The following is a 19541-nucleotide window of genomic DNA, read 5'->3' as shown; positions in this document are numbered from 1 at the left end:
TATAAACATCGTATGCCAGAATTAGTCATTACTTGGCAGGGGCTTTTATTTGAAGCCGTCTCGTTTTTAATTTTTACTTATCTTTTAAACCTTTTTTTGTTTAAACCTATAAGAAAAATTCTTAAAGAACGGGAAACCATTTTATCCACCCATAAAGACGGCAAAGAAAATTTCGAAGATTTAACTAAAAAATTATATGAATCTGCCGAGCAGGAAAAAAATAAATTAAAAATAGAATTAAACGGTATTCGCGAATCTTACAAAAAAGAAGGTTTAGCCGAAGCGCATAGAATAATTGCCGAAGCCAGAAAAAAAGCGTCGGAAAATTTAACCGAGGCGCTTAAAAACTTCGATAAAGAAAAAAACGATTTAATAAAAGATTATATGTTGAAATCCGAAGAAATTGCCGATTTAATATCAAAAAAAATTATAAATTTATGAATATCGAAATCTTCTGGCGAATATTTGATACTATTATACTTGCTGTAGGAATAGCTTATATTTATATTAAATACGGCATAACATTTCTGGGCGGCAGGCGGCACGACATAGAATCCCATCTCGAAAAAGCCAAGGAATATGAAAAAAAAGCTAAAGAGATATATCAAGAGGCTAAAGCCGAACTTGAGAAAGCAAGAAAAGAGATGCGTGAAATTAGAGAAGACGCAATAAAAGAAGCGGCAGCGGAAAAAAATTTGATCATTAAAAACGCCGAAATGACCGCCGATAAAATCGTCAATGCTTATTTAGAACATGCAAAAGCCGAAATAGACAATCACAGGAAAAAGCTTCTGGAAGAAATGATAGGCAAGTCTTTTCAAACCGCAAACGAAAAGATAAAAAAGAAGATAGAATCCGACAGCGATAATAAATTAAACGAAAATTTTCTTAAAGCACAAGAGGAAGGATTTGCAAGACAGTCAGATAAGTAAGCGCTATAGTTCGGCTCTATTCGACGTAGCCGCAAATTTTCACATAGTCGATGAAATTTTTAACGACTTCAATAAGTTTATTAATTTTTGTTACGAAAAGCTATGCCTTAAAGAATTTATTTCGCAGACATACATAGATAAACAGGAAAGATTTGAAGTTATAAAATTACTGAGCAAAGAACTTTCTTTTAACGAGTATTTTATAAATTTCCTTCATTTTTTAATAGAACAGGAAAGAATAGAGTATCTTCCTAAAATTTTTACGGAATATTCAAATCTGCGCGATAACCGCAATAATATATTGAAAGTAAAAGTTATTTCCGCAAAAGAACTAAAACCGGAAGAAAAAAGCAAACTTATCGCGATAATAGAAAAAGCGCTAAAAAAAACCGTATCTATTAAGTCCGAAATAGACGAAAATATCGTAGGCGGTTACATTATAAATATAGATAACGTTTTATACGATTCAAGTATAAAAACCCGTTTGGATAATTTTTATAAATACTTAAAGCAAGGAGCTATTATTAATGGCAATTAAGCCTACTGAAATTACCGATATTATAAAAAGTAAGATAGAATCTTATACCAAAAGCATCGATATCAGCGAAGTAGGCGTGGTTTTATCCGTCGGAGACGGCGTTGCGAGAATATACGGCATTAAAAACGCTGTAATAGGAGAAATGCTTGAATTTACCCCCGACGTTTACGGATATGTTTTAAATCTGGAAGAAGATAACGCCGGCGTTATCGTTCTCGGAGAAGAATTTTTGGTAAAAGAGGGAGATACCGTAAAAAGAACCGGAAAAATTGCCGAAGTTCCCGTAGGCAAAGGAATTATAGGGCGAGTTTTAGACGGACTAGGAAGGCCTATAGATGGAAAAAGTCCGGTGCAGGCCGAAAAATACTATAATATAGAAAAAAAAGCACCCGGAATAGTCCAGAGGCAGAAAGTTAACGAACCTTTATATACCGGTATAAAAGTTATCGATTCATTAATACCTATCGGAAAAGGACAGAGAGAGCTTATCATCGGTGACAGGCAGACCGGCAAGACCGCTATAGCAATCGATACTATATTAAATCAGAAAGATTCCGGAGTTTACTGTATATACGTCGGAATAGGGCAGAAACAGTCTAGTATTTCGTTTATTTACGACCGCCTTATGAGTTCAGGCGCAATGGAATATACCACTATAATAGCGGCTAACGCAAGCGACCCTGCGGCATTGCAATATTTTGCTCCTTATACCGGAGCCACTATGGGCGAATATTTTAGAGACAACGGTATGCACTGCTTAATAATTTACGACGATTTATCAAAACATGCGGTAGCATACAGAGAACTTTCGCTGCTCTTAAGAAGACCGCCCGGCAGGGAAGCATATCCGGGCGACGTTTTTTATTTGCATTCAAGACTGCTCGAAAGAGCGGCAAAATTAAATCATGCCCATGGCGGAGGGTCGCTCACCGCTTTGCCGATAATTGAAACGCAGGCGGGAGACGTATCGGCTTATATTCCGACCAACGTCATATCGATTACCGACGGGCAGATTTTTTTAGAAACCGACCTGTTTTATGCGGGAACGAGACCCGCCGTCAACGCGGGGCTTTCAGTTTCGAGAGTTGGAGGAGACGCACAAATTAAAGCTATGAAACAGGTTTCCGGAGGTTTAAGGCTTTCGCTTGCTCAATACAGGGAACTGGCGGCATTTTCGCAGTTCGGCGCCGACCTTGATAAAACTACGCAGGAAATGCTTATGCGGGGCAGAATGATGTCCGAACTTCTTAAACAGCCCCAGTATAGTCCGATGCCGGTCGAGAAAGAGGTCGTTATACTGTTTGCCGCAAATAGCGGCTATCTGCAGGATTATAAACTTACGTCTATAAAAAAATATGAAGAAGAACTGCTTTACTATATAGAAAATAATTATCCAGAAATATATTCCGATATCAGAGAAAAAAAATCTATTGACGATACTCTAAAAACAAAGATTTTAACGGCATTGGACAATTTTAAAAAAATTTTCGTAGAAGACTGATAATTTATGCCTAATTTAAAATCTATAAAAAGAAAAATCTCCAGCATTAAAAATACGAGGCAGATTACTAAGGCTATGAAAATGGTTGCCGGTTCAAAGTTCAAAAAAAATCAGGCGGCTATGAACGAATATAAAGCTTATGCATCGATTTACGACAATGTTGTCGATAACATTAAAAACAATAGCGTACTGTGTCTTCATTCTTTTTACGGAAAAAATGAGGGAAATGCCGGCAGAAATATCGGAATAGTAATAATCTCTACAGACAGGGGTCTTTGCGGTTCTTTCAATATAAATCTGTTTAGACTATTTAAAGAAGAAATTAAAAGCAAAGGATTAGATGAAGGCAAAATAAAATTATATGTTCTGGGCAAAAAAGCGTATGATTTTTTTAAAAAAAATAACTATAATATTGTTTTCGGAATGTTATATTCGGACGGCGATTCAATAATGAATATTACGGAGCTTTTATGCGATACCGTTATAAAAGATTTTAAAAATAAGGAGATAGACGGAGTTTATATAATATCGAACCGTTATATTTCTACCATTCAGCAGAGGGCATATTCGGAAAAACTTCTGCCTTTTGAAGCCGCAGACGGGAATAAATCCAGTAAAAGCGGGGGCTATTTAATAGAAGAAACCGTCGATTATGAAAATGAAGTAATCGATAAAATTTTTAATAATTATTTTCGGACTAAAATTTATTATAAAATTTTGGAATCTTTTGCCGGAGAGCAGGCGTCGAGAATGAACGCAATGGATAATGCTACGAGGAATGCAGGAAAATTAATAAATAAACTGACGATAGCTTATAACAAAGCCAGACAGACGGCGGTCACCCTCGAAATTTTAGATATTATAAACGGAGTTAACGCGGTAAAATAAATTTTTAATTTTTAAATTATCGGGAGAATTTATACATGAATGAAGGTTATGTTGCCCAGGTAGTCGGCCCGGTTATAGACGTCAAGTTTGAAAATAAAAAACTGCCGCCTATTTTCAATGCGCTGTATTTGACTAATCCTGCTATAAACGATAAAGAAAACAATTTAGTTTTGGAAGTAACCCAGCATCTGGGCGAAGATATGGTCAGGTGCATAGCTTTAGATTCTACGGACGGCTTGTCGCGCGGAATAAAAGTAACGGATACGGGAAACAAGATAACCGTTCCGGTAGGAAGAGAAGTACTGGGCAGAATATTCAACGTAGTGGGAGAACCGGTCGACGAACTGCCGGAAGCTCATTTTAAATCCAGGCTTCCTATACACAGACCCGCTCCGACTTTTGAAGAACAGTCCACAAACGTGGAAATATTAGAAACCGGCATTAAAGTTATAGACCTGCTGGAGCCATACTTAAAGGGCGGTAAGGCGGGGTTGTTCGGCGGAGCCGGGGTTGGCAAAACAGTTTTAGTCATGGAACTTATTCACAATATCGCAATAGAGCATGGGGGTTTTTCCGTATTTGCAGGCGTCGGAGAAAGAACGAGGGAAGGAACAGACCTTTGGACGGAGATGAAAGAATCGAAAGTTTTGGATAAAGCGGTACTTGTTTACGGACAGATGAACGAACCGCCCGGGGCAAGGGCAAGGGTTGCGCTGTCCGCTCTTACTATGGCCGAATATTTCAGGGACGAAGAAAGACAGGATGTATTAGTTTTTATAGATAATATTTTCAGGTTTGCGCAGGCAAATTCGGAAATAAGCGCGCTTCTCGGAAGAATACCTTCCGCAGTCGGCTACCAACCTACTCTTGCGACGGATATGGGCGAACTTCAGGAAAGAATAACAAGCACAAAAAAAGGCTCTATTACTTCAGTTCAAGCGGTTTACGTTCCGGCGGACGATTTGACCGACCCTGCTCCGGCGACTACCTTTGCCCATTTAGACGCGACTACGGTTCTTTCCAGACAGATAGTCGATCTTGGCATTTACCCGGCGGTTGATCCGCTCGATTCTACGTCAAGGGCGTTAGACGCAAACATTATAGGTGAAGAACATTATGCCGTAGCGAGAAGAGTTCAGGCCGTCCTTCAGAAATATAAAGAACTACAGGATATAATAGCGATCCTCGGCATGGACGAACTTTCGGAAGAAGATAAGCTGATAGTAAACAGGGCAAGAAGAATACAGAGATTTCTTTCCCAGCCTTTTTTTGTAGCGGAAGTTTTTACCGGTTTTCCCGGAAGATACGTACCTTTAAAAGAAACGATACGCGGTTTTAAAGAAATTTTAGACGGCAAACACGATGAACTGCCGGAGCAGGCTTTTTATATGGCCGGCACTATAGACGAAGTAATAGAAAAAGCTAAAGAATTAGGTAAATAAATCTTGTTAAAATTAAAAATAGCGGATAAAAAAAAGCTGATTTTTGAAGGCGAAACGGATTTTTGCGAACTTCCCGCGCAGTCAGGCATAGAAGGGGTTATGCCTAAACACGTTAATTTTATATCTAACTTAGTGAAGGGCTTAATAAAATACAAAACGGACGGAACTATTAAAGAAATTGAAGTTTTAAGCGGCGGATTTGCGGAAGTAAGCAACGATAACGTAAATATTTTATTAGATTCCTGATTGATATTTTGATTTAAAAATATTAATATATTAAACTTATAACAAAAGTTAATCTTAAAAAATAAAATATGATAGACATAAAGCTCATAAGGGAACAGAAAGAATACGTTAAAAAGGAAATGGAAAAACTTTTTGTTTCCGTTCCCATAGACGAAATTTTTGAATTAGACGAAGTTAAAAGGAAACTTTTATACGATTCGGAAAATTTAAGGAATACAAGAAAAACGCTTTCAAAAGAAATAGCTTCGGAAAAAAATGCAGAAGTCGTTTTAATTAAAAAAGAAGAAGTAAAAAAGATAAACGAACTGATTAAAGTTCAAGAAGACGAGTTAAATGCCGTAGAAGAAAGGCTTAATTCGCTTATGCTTAACGTGCCTAATATTCCCGATCCGGAAGTGCCCGTCGGAAAAGACGATTCCGAAAACACTCCCATAGCATATTTTAACGAAAAGAAAAAATTTGAATTTGAACCCAAAACTCATTACGATATCGGCGAAAAAAGAGATTTAATAGACTTCGAAAGGGGAGTTAAAATTTCCGGTACCCGTTTTTACGTTTTAAAAAAGGGATTGGCAAAACTTCAAAGGGCGCTGATTAATTTTATGCTTGATACCCATGTAAATTATCACGATTACGAAGAAGTGTATCCGCCGTTCATGGTAAACGAAGAATGCCTGACCGGAACGGGGCAGCTTCCCAAGTTTTCCGATAATCTTTATAAGGACGAAGATTCAGGAATGTGGTTCGTTCCGACGGCAGAAGTTCCGGTAACAAATATGTATAGGAACGAAATACTGCCGATGGATAAGCTTCCTATAAAACATGCGGCTTATACGGCTTGTTTTAGAAAAGAGCAGCTTTCCGCAGGCAAGGACACCAAGGGTATAAAGCGCGGCCATCAGTTCGACAAGGTCGAACTTGTAAAGATTGTTGCGCCGGAAACTGCAAAGGAAGAATTATCAAGCTTAATAGCCGACGCACAGGACATATTAAACAGATTGGATCTGCCGCACAGGTTAATCAGAATCTGTACCGGAGATTTGAGTTTTACCGCAAGCGAAAAATTCGATATAGAAGTTTATGCACCAGGCATAAACGAGTGGCTTGAAGTCAGTTCATGTTCTAATTTTGGCACTTTTCAGGCAAGACGCGCAAATATAAAATTTAAAAGAGATAACAGCTCCAAAGCGGAATTTGTTTCTACTTTAAACGGTTCAGGACTTGCGCTTCCCAGGGTAATGATAGCGATAATAGAAAATTACCAGACTAAAGACGGTTTTATAAAAGTTCCGGACGTTTTGAAGCCTTATTTTGGAACGGAAGAATTTATTTAAATATGCCGAGCCGTAAGAAGACAATATGGGGAGTTTTGATCGTATTTTTTTCGATTTATTCACTGCTATCTCTTTATTCATACAATATAGTCGAGCAAACCTTTAATTCCTATTCTATTTCTACGGTTCACAAAGCAAATTGGGGGGGCTATTTCGGCGGAGTCCTTTCTAATTTTTTGCTTCAATTATTTGGATTTAATACTTTTTTAATAATTTTTTTTATTTTGTCGGTCGGGGTTGTTTTGCTGTTGAACAAAACTATTGCAAAAAGATTTTATGCAGGAATTTTGCTTTCCGTCTTAGCCTTATCCGTTATGCTTTACCGCTTATTTCCAAAGATATCGTATCACGGCTTTATGATGTCCGGCGGAGGACTTATAGGCAGAGGAATTTACGGCTTTATTTTTAAATTTTTCGGTTTTGCGGGCGCCGTAATAATTATATTCTTGCTTTTTCTGTCGGCATTCTATATTTTTTTTAAGAAAATAGACTTTAAACGTGTCGCTGAATATTATAATAAAATAAATTCCAAGAAAATTAAATTTTCCGACTTTAAATCCTTCCGGTTAAAAATAGCCTCATTTTTTAATTTCATAAAATTAAGGTTTGAAAAAAGAAAGGGGCTTAAAAAGAGACAAAAAAGTTTCGTAATGAATAAAGAATTATTTGGAGGCACAAGGGAAGAGCTTATAAGCGATTTGGAAAAAAAAGAAGAAAAGGCGGAAACGGTTCAGCCTGTACGCATAGAAGAAAAACCGGCGACCTTCGACTTTATAGGCGATAGGGATTCAAAAATACCGCCTATATCTTTAATACAGGAGGACGGGGCTGCAAAAGATTTGCAGAAAGCCGACAAGCAGTCTTTGCTTGTTAATGCAACTCTTATAGAAAAGAAGCTTATGGATTTCGGGGTTAGGGGAAAAGTTACCGGCATAAATCCAGGCCCGGTAATAACAATGTACGAATTTGAACCGGCCAGCGGCATTAAAATCGGAAGAATTTTGACGCTTTCCGAAGATTTGACTATGGCGTTGAAATCTAAACCAGTAAGGATAACCGGAGTAATAGAAGGAAAATCGGCGGTAGGAATCGAAGTTCCAAATAATAAAAGGGAAACCGTATTGTTTTCCGAAATTATCAATTCCAAAGAATTTGCGGATTCAAAGTCTATGCTCACTATAGTACTGGGAAAAGATACAACCGGAAAAATTATTGTGTTTGATTTAGCAAAAGCTCCGCATTTGCTTATAGCCGGAGCTACCGGCGCAGGGAAAAGCGTTTTTATCAATACGCTCATTATGAGCCTTATTTTTAAAGCAACCCACGAAGAACTTAATTTTTTAATGATAGACCCTAAAAGATTAGAACTGGCGCCTTTTGAAAATCTTCCGCATTTAATAAGCGACGTAGTATATGATCCGAAAAAAGCAGGCGTAGCATTAAAGTGGGCTGTTTCCGAAATGGAATCCAGATACAAAAGAATGCAGTCGGAAAAGGTTAAAAACATAGAACAGTTCAACGAAAAATACAGGAAGCAGGGCTTAAAGCCTATGCCTTATTTGGTCGTGATAATAGACGAGTTAAGCGATTTAATGCTTACAAGTCCGAAGGACGTTGAAACGTCTATAATAAGGCTTTCGCAAATGGCAAGGGCATGCGGAATACATTTGGTAATAGCTACGCAAAGGCCTTCCGTAAACGTAGTAACCGGCGTTATTAAAGCAAATATGCCTTCGCGCATATCTTTTTTAGTTTCGTCGAAAGTAGATTCAAGGACGATATTAGATTCAAACGGCGCCGAGGAACTGCTGGGAAACGGAGATATGCTGTTTATGCCGCCTGGACAGGGAAGGCTCATAAGAATTCACGGTTCATATATATCTGAAGACGAAATTAAAAAAGCGATAAAATTTATAGAAGAAAAAAACTTTCCGTCGCAGAAAAACGAAATGCTAATAAATGAGTTTGACAATAACGGTAATTTTGATAGAATAATTACGGACGACCCTGACGACGAGATATATAACGAGGTGCTTAGCCTTGTCCAATCCGAAGAAGAAAGAGAAAATATTTCGATTTCTTACGTCCAGAGAAGATTCAGGATAGGTTTTAACAGAGCGGCCAGAATAATAGAAAAAATGCAGAATGAAGGAATTTTGACTAAAAAAAGGAGACAGGGAAAATGAAAGCCAAATTGTTAAAATTATTTATATTTTTTTTAGTTTTGCAATCTTTTATTACGCTATATTTTACAGGCAAATCTTATGCCGAATCTAATAATACGGTTAATAAAATAGAGGCAAAATATAAAAACGTTTATTCAATAGCGGCATATTTTTATCAAAAGGAAGAGATACCCGGTTATTCTCAAAATATGGCGTTTAAGGGATATTTTTATTATAAAAGACATAAAGGAATGGCATGGATTTATGAATACCCTTTTCATAAAAGGCAGGTTTTAAAAAACGGCAGACTTTATATCGTCAATAAAAATATGAGAAAAGTAACGGTAATAAACGTAAGCGGCGAAAGAGGAGGATTTCCGCCTAACGTCGTAGAAGTAATCGGAAACCTTACCCATTATTTTAAGGTAATAAGCGTATTTAAAAAGTCCTCATTAAACGAAATAATACTTGTTTTAAAACCTATAAAAATGCAGAGGGCTAAAAAAATATACGTCGGTTTCGGTTCCGGAAATTTAAAAATAAAATATTTAAAAATTATTACTTATCAGGGACAGACGATTATTTTTAAATATAAAAACGTTAAATTTAACGGCAGTATAAAAGATAAAATTTTCAGCGTTAATTTTCCGTCGTATTATAAAATAATTAAAGCAAATTAACGAAAATTAAATATCATTTTTAATAATAAAAAAAGGAGAATATCGTGCCTTCTTTCGATATAGCGTCAAAAGCCGATATGCAGGAAGTCGACAATGCAATTAATCAGGCTATAAAAGAAATAACCGGCAGATACGATTTTAAAGGAACCAAAAGCGAAATTAAGCGCCAGGATAACATCATTACTCTTTTGGGCGACGACGATTACAAACTGACCGCCGTTATAGATATATTAAAAGGCAAACTTATAAAACGCGGAGTTTCCGTTAAATTTTTGGATTTTAAGAAAAAAGAGGAAGCGTCCAAAGGAATGATGCGGCAGGAAGTAGAAATTAAAGAAGGAGTCGATAAAGAGTCTTCAAAGAAAATTATACAGGAAATAAAAAAAATAGCGCCCAAAGCAGGAGTTGAAAACCTTAAAGACCATCTGCGCGTCAATTCAAAATCTAAGGACGAGCTTCAAAATATTATTGCCCATTTAAAAGCTTTTCCGATAGATATAGAATTGATATATATTAATTTCAGGGATTAAATTTAATGGTTATTTTTTAAGCAATATCTTTTTTATTGCATATTTTTTATACAAAATATATAAATAATTTTATGATACAGGCTTTAATATAGTTTGATTTGCTTATAAGTTTATTTACGGCATATTTTTTGCTTTAAATTTTAAAAGGGAGGAATAATGAAAAAAATTGAGGCTATATTTAAACCCTTTAAACTCGACGACGTTAAAGAGTCTCTAAGTAAAATAGGAATACAGGGATTGACCGTAACGGAGGTTAAGGGATACGGCAGACAGAAAGGGCATACCGAACTTTACAGGGGAGCCGAATATGTCGTAGATTTTATACCTAAAGTCAAAATAGAAGTCGTAGTTCCCGACGACAGGCTTGCAGTCGTAATAGAGACTATTACGACAAGCGCAAAAACCGGCAGAATAGGAGACGGAAAGATATTCGTATCGTCAGTCGAAGATGCCATAAGAATAAGAACGGGCGAAAGAGGCGACGAAGCGTTATAGTTGTGATAGTGCCGGAATTAAATTCCGGCACTATAATATAATAATAATTAATTTTAATTTTTTGGAGGAGAAATGACCGAAAACGAAGTTATGCAGTTTATTAAAGAGCAGGAGGTGCAGTTCATAGACGTAAAGTTTTGCGACCTTCTGGGGACTTGGCAGCATTTTACGGTACCGGTAAGCGAATTTTCAAAAGATACTTTTAAAGACGGCTTTGGATTTGACGGTTCAAGCATCAGGGGATGGCAGGCGATAGACGCATCCGATATGCTTATGATACCCGACCCTTCCAGTGCCGTTATAGATAACTTTATAGAAGCAAAAACCCTGTCTTTGATATGCAATATAAAGGATCCGGTTACCGGAAAGTTTTACGACAGGGACCCGCGCTATATTGCCAAGAAAGCCGAAGAATACTTAAAATCTACCGGTATCGCCGATACGGCTTATTTCGGACCTGAAGCGGAATTTTTTATTTTCGACGATATAAGATACGACCAGACGTCAAACAGCGGATATTACTATATAGATTCTGAAGAAGGCACTTGGAATACCGGAAGGGACGAAATGCCGAATCTCGGTCATAAACCCAGACATAAAGAAGGTTATTTTCCGGCTTCTCCTATAGACAGCCAGACCGATATCAGAAACGAAATGGCTCTTGAGCTTCAGAACGTAGGAATCAGGGTCGAAGCGGCACACCATGAGGTTGCAACCGGAGGACAGGCTGAAATAGATATGAGATTTAATTCTTTAACCGCTATGGGCGATAATTTTATGTGGTTTAAATACATAATTAAAAACGTCGCAAAAAGATACGATAAGACGGCTACTTTTATGCCTAAACCGCTTTTTGGCGACAACGGTTCGGGTATGCACGTCCACCAGTCTTTATGGAAAAACGGACAGCCCCTTTTCCCCGGAAAAGAATATGCCGGACTTTCCGAACTGGCTCTTTATTATATCGGCGGAATATTGAAACATGCAAAGGCGTTATGCGCATTTACAAATCCTACTACAAATTCCTATAAAAGACTCGTGCCGGGTTTTGAAGCTCCCGTAAATTTTGTCTACTCTTCAAGAAATAGAAGCGCAGCCATAAGAATTCCTATGTATTCCAACTCTCCCAAAGCGAAAAGGATAGAATACAGGACGCCGGACCCGACCGCAAACGGATATATTGCATTTTCTGCGCTTCTTATGGCAGGCTTAGACGGAATTAAAAATAAAATAAAACCAGGTAATCCAGTCGATAAAGACCTGTTTACTCTGTCTAAAAAAGAGCTAAAAAATATTCCGGTAGCCCCAGGCTCTCTTGAAGATGCGCTTAAAGAACTTGATAAAGATCATAAATTTTTACTTGAAGGGGAAGTATTTACGGAAGATTTAATACAGGCATTGATTGAACGCAAAATGGAAAACGACGTAAATCCCGTCCGCATGAGGCCGGTTCCTTACGAATTTGCGCTGTATTATGATGTTTAATAGTTAAAGTAATCAGCGTAAAAAGTTTATTTATTTAGTATAAGGCGAGGCGGGCATAAATTATAAATTTATACCCGCCGCTGTTTTTAAAACGGAATATCGTCGTCCTCGCCCGGCTGGTTTGACGTCCCGCCGGTATTTGCGGAGCCGGCGCCGTAAGAACTGCCGCCGTTTTGTGCCGCATAGCCATAATCGTTTGAGACCTGCCCGTAATCGGCATCTGCCGGTTCAGCGCCGCCGCTGCCGCCTTTTGCGCCGAGCAGAACGATATTGTTAGCGATTACCTCGCTTATATATCCTTTAGTTCCGTCCTGTTTATCGTAAGAACGGTTATTAATTCTGCCTTCTACGAAAACTTGTTTTCCCTTGTTAAGATAGTTTGCAAGAGTTTGAGCTATCTTTCCGAATACTACTACATTGTGCCAAGTAGTTTTTTCCGTTTTATTGCCGGATTTATCGTTATAATACTCCGACGTCGCAATGGAAAACTTTAAAATAGCCAAACCGTCCGGCGTGTACCTTAATTCAGGGTCTTTTCCAAGATTGCCTATAAGCATTACTTTGTTTAAACTTGCCATACAACCTCCAAAATGAATAATTTAATGAAGTTAAAGGATAATAAATAGATAAAATAGATAAAAATTTTAATCCAATATTTTAATGCAATAAAGTTATGATAAATTAAGTAAAGCAATTTGGCAAGTTAAATTTATGTTACATTTTTGTTAAATTTATATTTCGTTTATGTTACGTTTCGGTTACAATTTTTTATTAAGTTATATAATAAATTAATAAATTTTGACTTTTTTTTGTACAATGATATAATTATTTATATAAAACAAAAATAGAATTTTTAAAATAAAATTTTATAGAATGCATATGAAAAATTGCGTATCGATAAAAAACCGCAACGGTGCTTCTCTTCTTGAGGTAATGATAGCTATGGTCATTCTCACCGTCGGGTTTCTGGGAGTAATGGCGCTTTCTATAGACCTTACTAATAACAATGCTACGGCCGGCAAGATAAATACCGCTACGGCTATAGCGCAGGCCGAGGTCAGCCAGCTAAACTGCCTCGGAGTGACCGGAATTAATAATAATTTAACAAACTGGGGCATTTCTGCTCTACCAGGGACTTACACTTACACCGTTTCTCCAGTCGTATTGAATCCCGATTCTAGAAATTCGGTTACATCCTGTATAAATCCAGTTTTAGCAGTAGGAGGTGCGGCGCCGGATTCTCCTGCATCTGCAGGGCTTGGCGTTACTATTCCTTATATCGTCACAATTAATTTAGCATATAATTCAATTTCACCTTCATTAATAAATGCAAAAGTTCAGGTAAGTTGGTATAATGCTTATAATGTTGGGAATGCAGGGAATAATATCGGCGAACATATTATTACATTATATGATACTATCTGATAAGTTATTATGAAAATATTAAGCGGTTTAAAAAAATTAAGATATATCATTAAGTTAAACAGTAAGGGACTGACCGCAGTAGAGCTCATAATTGCTCTTGCTATTTCTCTTATTGTTGTTGCGGCGGCAGGATTTATTTTGCTCACGCAATCCGGCGTTATAAGGCTGAACAGGTCTGTTTCGACCGAACAGCAAAGATTAAATACGGCATTTAATACGGTCAGGTATTCGCTGCGTATGGCCGGATTCGATTATGGACAGAATCTTTTTAATCAATCTGCGTCAATTCCGTCCGTACAAATTCCTTCGTCTGCATCTATTCCTGCCGGTCCTTATAATGTAGAAATAGAAGAATCTAACGGGAATATACTTTCGGTTAGCCCCACTCCGACTTTCGAAGTCATGACAACTTATTATTCGCCGCCTTACTCGCCTTTGTCTCCTAACAATGCAAATGCTTGTACTTTAACGGCTGTTAATGCCGGAGGCAATCCGCCGGGGGGCGCGGCAGAATTTAACGTGTCGCCGCAATGCAATATTAATAACTTTTTTATAGGCGAAAATATACTTGTTTCAACGCCTGCTGGTGCTATAGACGGGGTATGTATAACAAATGTACAGCCGGCTGCCGGTAAGATTCAGATCAATCCCGGAAACGGAGGCGGAGTGTGCTCCGGTAATCCAAACCCGGTCCCCCCCGATAATATATCCGGCGGAACAGTTTTAATGAATTCTTCTACCCAGCAGACGATAGTTCAGGTTTTGTTTTACTGGATACAACCGGCGCCGCCATATATATTTAATGCTCCATATTCTCCTTATAGCGAGCCGGGCGCATTATATGAATGCGATATACAGCCGCCGTATAATCCAACGAATAATATAGCCCCTCCCACCCTTGTTTGCGCTCCTAATACGATTATTAAACTCGACAATTATATAACAGGATTTAGCGTTACGTCGTTAAATCAGTTAAATTCTACGACCCAGCTGAGCTATCTTTATCTTTTATCTATTACGGGGGAATCCGACGTCGCAATATCCGATTCCCCTGCTTACAGCGTGCATACGGCACCAAATGTCGGCACAGGGACAAACGTTTCAAAAACGCTTAGTTCTAATGTTTTTTTAAGGAATGTTTATTACGGCAGTTAATTTTTTGATTATTCGGCGGCAGTTATGAAAAATAGAATTGTAAAAAACAAAGTCAGAAGCAATATAATAAGTAACAATAACGGTATAGCGCTTTTAACGGTAATATTGGTTATCGCAATTCTGGGTATATTGGCGGCGGTAGCTATCGAAACTACCGGCACGGATATTATTAATGCCGGAAACAATATTGTTAATCAGTATACGGTTAATGTATCTAATTCTGCGGCGGATATAATATTGTCTCAAATAGGAACTAATCAAGGCGTAGATGCCGGAGTAGGCATAGCAGGTATGCCTTTGCCGGGATATTATTATTACACCGTAGAGAATCCGGCTGCTCTGTGCAGTCCGCTTAAATTAGCAAACGGCAACCAGACAAACGTAGAAATAAACAACACGTATAATATTTATATGGCTCCCGTTCCTTCAGTTTCAAATGGGATAACCTGTCAGTCTTTATCCTCGAGCAATATAATTCCGGTTACAAATAGTAATATTGTAAACCCGGATAATCTTCCCCAAAACAACGGGCAAATCGGTTTTAGTTATTTTGGCAGTTACGGCAATGCTAAAGGATATGGAAATAATTTTTATTTTTATAAAGGTCAAATAGACGTAATAAGTCAAGATATTATAAACAGCAATAAGCCGTCCGTAACCGCCCATACGGGTATGACGTTTAAGTATGGACCTTTGAATGAGGGTGGTTAGATTTATTTATGATTAAAACAAATTGCAGCTATAAATAATAAGGGCGTATGTATTATTATAATTAAAAGAAGGAGAAAACCATGTTAAAGGTATTTAAAAATAATGTAATGTTATTTTTAAAAGGATTTATTTACCGAATTTTCATATTTGCAATTTTAACTTCGGTATATATGACAGCGATGATATTTAATACTGCTTTTGCGCAAGGTACTCTTATCACAAATAATGCGAATATTTTAATATTTTTAGATACATCAGGCTCTATGATGTGGAATCAGCAGCAAAATTACGGAACAAATGGCCTGTACGATCCTCCGGAAAGCTGGGCGGGAAGCGGCGCTAGTAAAGTATGGGCTCCGGGTTCTAACTCCTTTTTTTCAAAGATTTATAATGCAAAACTTGCGATAGGAGGCGTCGTAAGCAATTTTTCCGATATGAATTTTGCCTTTGCTTCATTTCAACAAAATAGCAACTTCGGGCAGACGAAATACTGTGTATATTCAGACGATGCAACATTTACAAATCCTTCGAATTTACAGCATTATTCTTTAAGTTTAGGAGGTACAGGAACCCCTGATGAATCCGGCGCTTATTATTCAAACATTAGTAAAAAGATTCTGAATAATAATTATCCTTTTGTAGATGTTGAAGGGAGAGGGAAATATTGCGGCTATCCTAAAGGCATGTTCCAAAGCGGAGGCGTAACTTACTATTTTGTGTCATATGATTACAGACGATATATAACGAACTATCTGCCTCCTCGTTCTTCAGTAATTTCGAGTCTTAGTCCATGGTATTTATATTTTCCAGTGCAAAGCGGAGGGACTCTGGGGACGGGAACTGCAAGCGTTAACGTTGCACAGCCTTTTCAAAGCGGAACAATAGTAAATAGCGATATTAATAACCTTTTATGGACAAGTGAGATATACGGAAGCAATAGCTTAAACCCGGCAGATACGCCTATTTCTGGGCTTAAAGCAGGCGGAGGCACGCCTATGTCGGATTCCGTTGCCGATATGTACGAGTTTTTTGACAATGCGATAACAAACAGCAGTAGCAGTTCAAGCAGTTCGGCAAACGAGTGTTTAAGGTATTTTTCGATAATAGTGACGGACGGAGAGGCAAATATGGGATGCGACTGGAATGCGGACGATATTCCTCCGAATATTGTCAACACATCATGCTCTAACGGTAACATTAACGGTATTCCTAGCAATCAAACTCCTTTGGAAGTTTATGATATTTACAATCTCGGTGGTTCAAGTAGCACGCAAAAAATAAAAAAACCGATTGTAACCTATATGGTCGGTTTTGGCTACAGTCCGACCAATCCTACCAGTTATCTTCAAGAAATGGCAGACGCGGGTGCTGGCATAGACCCTAATGAATATTATACCGTATCTAGCGGCGGAGCGACGCCGACGTTAAATTTTGCGGCAAAGCAGGGTACAACGCCGGACACGCTCAATATAGGTTCGAATCCTACTACAAACGGCATTATTGTAGGAGACACCGTTTCGGACAACGGCGATACCAGCGTAACCTGCGAAGCCGATAATAACTATAGCATGACGTATAATAGTCCGAGCGACTGCGCTACCGTAACAAGTATTTACGATAATTCAGGAACTTCTACCACCATAACTCTTTCTAACTCTTTAAATACGTTATCTAACGGCATAACCGTTTCCGGCACCGTTTACCTTGCTAACAATTATTCGGTTTTAGTGCAGTATCTCACCAATATATTAAAACAAATCCAGTCTCAAACAGAATCTTTCACGTCTCCGGTAATACATCAGGTTTACGGTTCGAATAACGATGTGTATTACGCTAATTTTACGCCGTCTATGCCTCACCGCTTATGGGGCGAAGGCAATTTATTCGAATTCGAGCTTAATTCATCCGGCGAGCTTGTCGGTCCAAACGGCGTCGTCGCCGAAACATGTTCGAATCCAAATGATACCATTGCAACTTGTCCTGTAGGGGATATAGAAGTAAATACCGGCGATTCAATATGGTCGGCGGGAGAGCAATTAACGGGTAATTCAAATAGAAATATTTTAACTTCGGAATTAGATTCGAGCAACGGGCAGACCTCCCCGCTGGCTTTTAATACGTCAGAATCTTCTGCGTTGGCAACATTAATGGGAACGACTACGGCAAACGCAACAGATAATGTAATCCCGTTTGTTTTGAATCCTGGCGCAAATCTTGGAAGTCCATATACCGACTGGAAATTAGGAGCGATTTATCATTCCGACCCTGTTTTTATAGGGTCGCCTTCGGTCTTTCCATATTTTTCGGTTCCATCGTATCAGGCTTTTGCAAATAGTAACAGCGGACGTACTCCTGTTCTTGTAGTCGGAGCAAACGACGGAATGCTGCATGGATTTAATGCGAATAACGGACAGGAAATTTTTGGTTATATTCCTCCCAATTTGTTGACGGAACTTCCTCAGTGGTATGCCAATTCTTTAAGTTCCTCTACGCCTTTTTTTGTAGATTCTACGCCTTCCGTTTCCGACGTATATTTCAATAATCTTTTTGTCGTTAACGGAGTTCTTAGCTCTAACAGTGCAAATAGTTCTAACAGCGCATTTATTAATGACAGCTGGCATACAATCTTAATAGGCGGAGAAAGAAACGGCGGAATGAGTTATTATGCCTTAGGCCTTACAAATCCTTCAGGCAGTAGTTATCCTGACCCGTTATGGGATTTTTCCGACGCTTACTCTTCTTCCAGCAATCCTGACGGCAATATGGGATATACGTGGTCAAAGCCTGTAATATCGTATGTATGCCTGCCTTATTCTACTTCCACGAACGGGATTTGCGCAAATAATCCTTTAAATGACCCCGAATATGCTAAAATATATGCGGGGTTTACAGGCGGCGGCTATTATACTTCTACTTCGACTTCGGCGGGTAATGCTGTTTATGCTCTTTATGCATCGCCAAATCCAGTTAATATTTCTTCTACGACGACACCAAATTATGCCTATGAGCAGGTATTATGGAAATTCGACAGTGCAGATGATGCCAATATGAAATATTCGATACCTTCAGCTGTTTCGCCTATTTTTAGTCCTAACGGCAGGATTGAAGCCTTTTATGTAGGGGATTTAGGAGGACAGATGTGGGCTTTCGATATTCCAGATTATACTATGCCGTATGCTTCCAGCGGGAAATCAAACTGGACAGGATGCAGAATTTTTGCTTCCAATTCACCACTTAATATTTTTTATCCGCCGGCGACCACAAATGATGTTTCTAATAATTTTTGGCTTTTTTTTGGAACCGGCAATAGGGCAGATTTAAATAACACTACAAGTGCAAATACGAATGAACTTATAGGCATAGATACCGGACAAACCACTGTAACCCCGGTCGGCACATGTCCGTCGGGTGCTCCTTATTCGGAAACTAACCTTTATAATGCAACTAATACAAGCGAAACCGTGACCAAAACAACTACAAATTCAAGTGGAACTAGTACTACAACAACAAATTTATCGGTAATTTCTAACGGAGATGTCGGATGGGTAATAGATTTGCCTCACACCAATGAAAGAGTCGTATCTTCCCCTGTAGTTTATGATAATATCGTATATTTTACTACATATGCTCCATCCTCTACATCTTGCGGACAGGGCACGGGTCGGCTTTATGCCGTTTATTATACTAACGGGGGAAGCGCAATCGAAAGCAACGGAACTATTTCGGAACCGATAACCGGCTCCGGTTCAACTCCTACTTCATCTACGGAACAATCTATCAACCTTGGAGAAGGAGTGCCTTCGGCTCCGGTTATATCTGGCAATACTCTTATCGTGACAACTTCCACAGGGAAAGTTATTACGGAGTATGTTCCAGGTCCTGTTGCCAACATTACGCCGACATCATGGTTCGGGTTACCGTAAATATTTATTTAGAAGAGTGGAATATTAGAACGTGTTCCTGCTTTTGCAGGAACGGCGGTTTATAAGGTATAATTTTTAATTAATAAGGAAG

The 19541-nt window shown here is 38.4% G+C and carries 18 protein-coding genes; 17 read left to right on the top strand and 1 reads right to left on the bottom strand.

What is annotated here, in order from left to right; genetic code table 11:
* Positions 1-12 precede the first annotated feature (12 nt).
* The 13 genes from EVJ48_00440 to glnA all read left to right on the top strand — a co-directional run bounded on the left by EVJ48_00440 (position 13) and on the right by glnA (position 12236).
* Positions 13-441, top strand: a complete 429-nt coding sequence (locus tag EVJ48_00440; protein RZV40424.1) for a hypothetical protein — start codon at positions 13-15, stop codon at positions 439-441.
* Positions 438-932 carry a hypothetical protein gene (locus EVJ48_00435; protein ID RZV40423.1) on the top strand — a complete coding sequence of 165 codons (495 nt, stop codon included), beginning with the start codon at positions 438-440 and terminating at the stop codon, positions 930-932. The genes EVJ48_00440 and EVJ48_00435 overlap by 4 nt, the downstream gene beginning before the upstream one ends.
* Positions 883-1470, top strand: a complete 588-nt coding sequence (gene atpH, locus EVJ48_00430) for an ATP synthase F1 subunit delta (GenBank protein RZV40422.1) — start codon at positions 883-885, stop codon at positions 1468-1470. Before EVJ48_00435 ends, atpH begins: the two co-directional genes overlap by 50 nt.
* Complete coding sequence (locus EVJ48_00425; protein ID RZV40421.1) at positions 1460-2971, top strand: F0F1 ATP synthase subunit alpha; 1512 nt, start codon at positions 1460-1462, stop codon at positions 2969-2971. The genes atpH and EVJ48_00425 overlap by 11 nt, the downstream gene beginning before the upstream one ends.
* A gap of 6 nt (positions 2972-2977) precedes the next feature.
* Positions 2978-3859 carry an ATP synthase F1 subunit gamma gene (gene atpG, locus EVJ48_00420; protein RZV40420.1) on the top strand — a complete coding sequence of 294 codons (882 nt, stop codon included), beginning with the start codon at positions 2978-2980 and terminating at the stop codon, positions 3857-3859.
* A 35-nt stretch (positions 3860-3894) separates the two neighbouring features.
* Positions 3895-5301: a F0F1 ATP synthase subunit beta gene (gene atpD, locus EVJ48_00415; GenBank protein RZV40419.1), complete on the top strand. Its 1407-nt coding sequence runs from the start codon at positions 3895-3897 to the stop codon at positions 5299-5301.
* Positions 5302-5547 (top strand): F0F1 ATP synthase subunit epsilon, encoded by a 246-nt coding sequence (locus EVJ48_00410; GenBank protein ID RZV40418.1) that lies wholly within the window; start codon positions 5302-5304, stop codon positions 5545-5547. It begins immediately after the preceding gene.
* A gap of 68 nt (positions 5548-5615) precedes the next feature.
* Positions 5616-6881, top strand: a complete 1266-nt coding sequence (locus EVJ48_00405) for a serine--tRNA ligase (protein RZV40417.1) — start codon at positions 5616-5618, stop codon at positions 6879-6881.
* Between the two features lie 2 nt (positions 6882-6883).
* A complete protein-coding gene (locus EVJ48_00400) occupies positions 6884-9067 on the top strand; it encodes a DNA translocase FtsK (protein RZV40416.1) in 2184 nt (727 codons plus the stop codon).
* Positions 9064-9726 (top strand): outer membrane lipoprotein carrier protein LolA, encoded by a 663-nt coding sequence (locus tag EVJ48_00395; protein ID RZV40415.1) that lies wholly within the window; start codon positions 9064-9066, stop codon positions 9724-9726. Before EVJ48_00400 ends, EVJ48_00395 begins: the two co-directional genes overlap by 4 nt.
* Before the next feature lie 44 nt (positions 9727-9770).
* Positions 9771-10256, top strand: a complete 486-nt coding sequence (locus EVJ48_00390; GenBank protein RZV40414.1) for a YajQ family cyclic di-GMP-binding protein — start codon at positions 9771-9773, stop codon at positions 10254-10256.
* A gap of 156 nt (positions 10257-10412) precedes the next feature.
* Positions 10413-10751: a P-II family nitrogen regulator gene (locus EVJ48_00385; GenBank protein RZV40413.1), complete on the top strand. Its 339-nt coding sequence runs from the start codon at positions 10413-10415 to the stop codon at positions 10749-10751.
* Positions 10752-10823: 72 nt separating this feature from the next.
* Complete coding sequence (gene glnA, locus EVJ48_00380) at positions 10824-12236, top strand: type I glutamate--ammonia ligase (protein RZV40412.1); 1413 nt, start codon at positions 10824-10826, stop codon at positions 12234-12236.
* A gap of 86 nt (positions 12237-12322) precedes the next feature.
* Here glnA and ssb read toward each other — a convergent pair whose 3' ends face one another.
* The gene (gene ssb, locus EVJ48_00375; protein ID RZV40411.1) at positions 12323-12814 is read right to left on the bottom strand and encodes a single-stranded DNA-binding protein; all 492 of its coding nucleotides are present in this window, start codon (positions 12812-12814) and stop codon (positions 12323-12325) included.
* A gap of 295 nt (positions 12815-13109) precedes the next feature.
* Between ssb and EVJ48_00370 the strand changes: the two genes are divergently transcribed.
* From EVJ48_00370 to EVJ48_00355, 4 genes are all read left to right on the top strand, one after another.
* Positions 13110-13661 (top strand): hypothetical protein, encoded by a 552-nt coding sequence (locus tag EVJ48_00370; protein RZV40410.1) that lies wholly within the window; start codon positions 13110-13112, stop codon positions 13659-13661.
* A 9-nt stretch (positions 13662-13670) separates the two neighbouring features.
* Complete coding sequence (locus tag EVJ48_00365; protein ID RZV40409.1) at positions 13671-14816, top strand: hypothetical protein; 1146 nt, start codon at positions 13671-13673, stop codon at positions 14814-14816.
* Between the two features lie 24 nt (positions 14817-14840).
* A complete protein-coding gene (locus tag EVJ48_00360; GenBank protein RZV40408.1) occupies positions 14841-15527 on the top strand; it encodes a hypothetical protein in 687 nt (228 codons plus the stop codon).
* An 80-nt stretch (positions 15528-15607) separates the two neighbouring features.
* A complete protein-coding gene (locus EVJ48_00355) occupies positions 15608-19450 on the top strand; it encodes a hypothetical protein (GenBank protein ID RZV40407.1) in 3843 nt (1280 codons plus the stop codon).
* The last annotated feature ends 91 nt before the right edge of the window (positions 19451-19541 follow it).

This window comes from Candidatus Acidulodesulfobacterium acidiphilum (genome assembly GCA_008534395.1).
Lineage (GTDB): Bacteria > SZUA-79 > SZUA-79 > Acidulodesulfobacterales > Acidulodesulfobacteraceae > Acidulodesulfobacterium_A > Acidulodesulfobacterium_A acidiphilum.
Note: the sequence above shows the minus strand (reverse complement) of the source record. Positions and strands in the feature narration are given on the sequence as shown.